Origin of the sequence: Brevundimonas sp., assembly GCF_044239655.1 — a bacterium.
In the GTDB taxonomy this organism is placed as follows: domain Bacteria; phylum Pseudomonadota; class Alphaproteobacteria; order Caulobacterales; family Caulobacteraceae; genus Brevundimonas.
The window spans coordinates 1-2706 of sequence record NZ_JBIIAY010000249.1 but is presented as its reverse complement, the minus strand read 5'-3'; the positions used below and the strand labels follow the sequence as shown (position 1 = coordinate 2706).

General features: G+C 43.9%; 3 protein-coding genes. All 3 read right to left on the bottom strand.

Annotation, left to right across the window (positions count from 1 at the left end):
• On the bottom strand, nucleotides 1–1540 hold a 1540-nt coding region (locus ACILQR_RS17530), incomplete at its 3' end, for a hypothetical protein (RefSeq protein ID WP_395652647.1).
• 9 nt (nucleotides 1541–1549) lie between these two features.
• Nucleotides 1550–1771: a hypothetical protein gene (locus ACILQR_RS17525; protein ID WP_395652646.1), complete on the bottom strand. Its 222-nt coding sequence runs from the start codon at nucleotides 1769–1771 to the stop codon at nucleotides 1550–1552.
• The coding region (locus ACILQR_RS17520) for a hypothetical protein (RefSeq protein WP_395652645.1) at nucleotides 1768–2706 on the bottom strand (939 nt) is incomplete at its 5' end. The genes ACILQR_RS17520 and ACILQR_RS17525, both read right to left, overlap by 4 nt.

The window sequence follows — 2706 nt, the reverse complement described above, 5'->3', positions numbered from 1 at the left end:
CCATAAAGGCACAGGTTGTAGTCTGGGTTAGTGCAGTATCGTTTGGATCATAGAGATCCCAAGCATAAGGAAAGGTCAGTGTGCCTAGGTCTTGACCTAGATTGATGCGTGTAACGCCAGCCTGTCCATCTACTCCTGTTGCTGCCCAGACGTACTTATCACGGAAAGCAAAGTCATAGACTGGTTGGGTTGATTCAAAGAGTAGTGGGCCATATTGGATGGACCCATCTTGATCTGATACTTGCGCTACACGCATACCAAGGCTAGTACCGATAATCATATAGCCCAAGTAGTACGAGATCTTGTACGTCTTTTCACCTACTGGTAGTTCAGCTGCTGTTATAGCGCTAGTCAAGGTAGGCATTACACCTGATGTATTAAGCGTGAACTTGTAGATGTTGGACTGGATACCGGCATAGCCTGCTACATAGATTGCGCTACCTGATGAGGTGATGCTGGTAAATACGTGGTCAGGATCGTTGTGTGTATAGACAGCCGTAGGCATTGCACTAGCCGTCGAAGAAAACTCATAGACCTTGTCGTTGACACACATAACGATACGCTCTTTGGTGTATTCCATTACCGCATTAAATACAGTAATACCGTTATTGCTAAACATTAAGGTAGGTGACACAGAACTATCATCAGATAGTAACTTCTTGTAGACTCTGAGTCTAGGAGTTCCGCTAGCAAGTACGTTAGTAACCCAATAGGCATAGACTCCATCATCACAGATTGCGTGTACTGGGTAATCGGTACCGGATATGTAATCAATGAAGTGAATAACCTCAGCTACACCAGTACCTACTGGAGATACGGCTGTTGATGTTACGTTGGTTGCTGTCTTGGCATAGGTAAAGGTAGTCGTAGTAGGTACGGTAGTAATCCGATACTCACCATTGAAGGTAGCATCTACCCCAGTAATAGTGATCTGCATACCTACAGACAAGCCGTGTGCTGCTGTAGTAGTCAGTGTGGCTACGTTGGAAGTCAGTGCCTTGTTGTTAATAGATACGGTGATGGTAGGAAACACCTTATCTACATCAAACTCATCTACCAATAGAATACCGTTATAGGTATTACCGCTAGTAGCCCACTGGATAGATCGAGCGATCTGCCAAGGACGACCATCTGTTTGAATGCCACCTGTTACTAGGTGTGACTTGTAGGTATCTTTAAGTAGAGTTGCTTGACCATTCTCCCAGATGTTAAGTCCCTTGGACTCTGTGTACTGGAAGCGTAGCGACTCATCTTGAATAGGTTCAAAGAACTTGATGCCTTGTCCAAAATGGAATGATGATTGAGAGCGTAGCCACCAACCGGTAAGTGTCTGCTCACCTGGTTCACGTGACTGGTCAATCTGTTGCTTACGATACTGCGCTGTCACACGACGATATGGTTGATCGTCTAGTGGTGAGATAAAGAATGGTTGGCCTGCAATGGCTATATCATAGGCATAACCACTAGGAGTGTATGTAACACCTGCTGGATTGGAAAGGGTTAATGGTAAGCCTTCCGAAATATCATCGCCGTATGGCACATTAACTCCTTAGTTGGTTGTTATTGCTTTTGCTTCTTCTTCTGTCAATCCAAGTGCTTGGAGTTTAGATAAAGCAGATTGCTTTATCTCTGCATAGTTTTCAATAGAGTTCTCTACAATTACTACACTTTCAGGAATAACTGCATTAGCACGAGCATCTAGCTCTTCCTGTGTGTAGGCTCTTACTGTTACTTGTCCTGTTTCTACGTTGATCTCTGTTACGTCACTCACGATGTGCTTCCCCAAACTCTGTATGTTCCGGCGGTAAATGTTGCAGTTCCAAACTCTAAAGCAATAGTAACTGAAGATACAGCACCTGATGTATCTAAAATACTCTCACTCGTACTACTTGTATAAATTGGTGGGGTCGCAGTGCCATAGTTACCTGTTGCATAACTTTTTACTATTTTTCCACTAGCAGTTAAATTATCTTCAATGGTAAGTAGTAATCCTGTACCCTGAACAGCCGATGCTCCTAAAACGTATACATCATTAATAACACTTGATTCAATCTGGGATATGAAAGTTCCTGATGGTGGGTTATCTGATATTGCAACCTTTGTTCCCTTAAATGTTTCAGTCTTGTTGTTAGCCCAATAGTTTAAGTAAGAACTGTTGTTGCTTGGAACTACCGCAGCAAGACCAATCATTATTCTATTGTAAGAACTTAGGCCGCTAATAACTAACGTGCTTCCACTTGTTACCGAGCCACTTGTTAAGAATGTCCAACCAGTTCGTACTGCTGGTGTAGCCCATTTGATACCTGTGGCTGTTGTGCTATCTGCTGTAAGTACCTGCCCATTAGAACCAACGCCTAGTCGGGCAGGGGTAGCACTGGCAGTAGCAGTGACTACATCACCCTTGGTTGTAACCACAGACTTAGGTATTGCAGCATTGGCTGTAGCAACACCTGCTGTGAAGAAGGTTGCATCATCACCGGTAAAGACGTGCTTAACGCTAGCACCTGCTGTATGTGCAATAGCAGATGTACCTGCTTGTCCACGAACTATTGTAAGAGTATCGCCAGATATCTGAGTAACTGCTACGATCTCTTCGTTATTGGTATCTACATCAAGTGCTACAAGGAATTGATCTACGTTACCTACGGCAAGAGATACACCACCCATAAGCAAAGTACCCGCACCTGTAGGTACAGTGATAGTCGT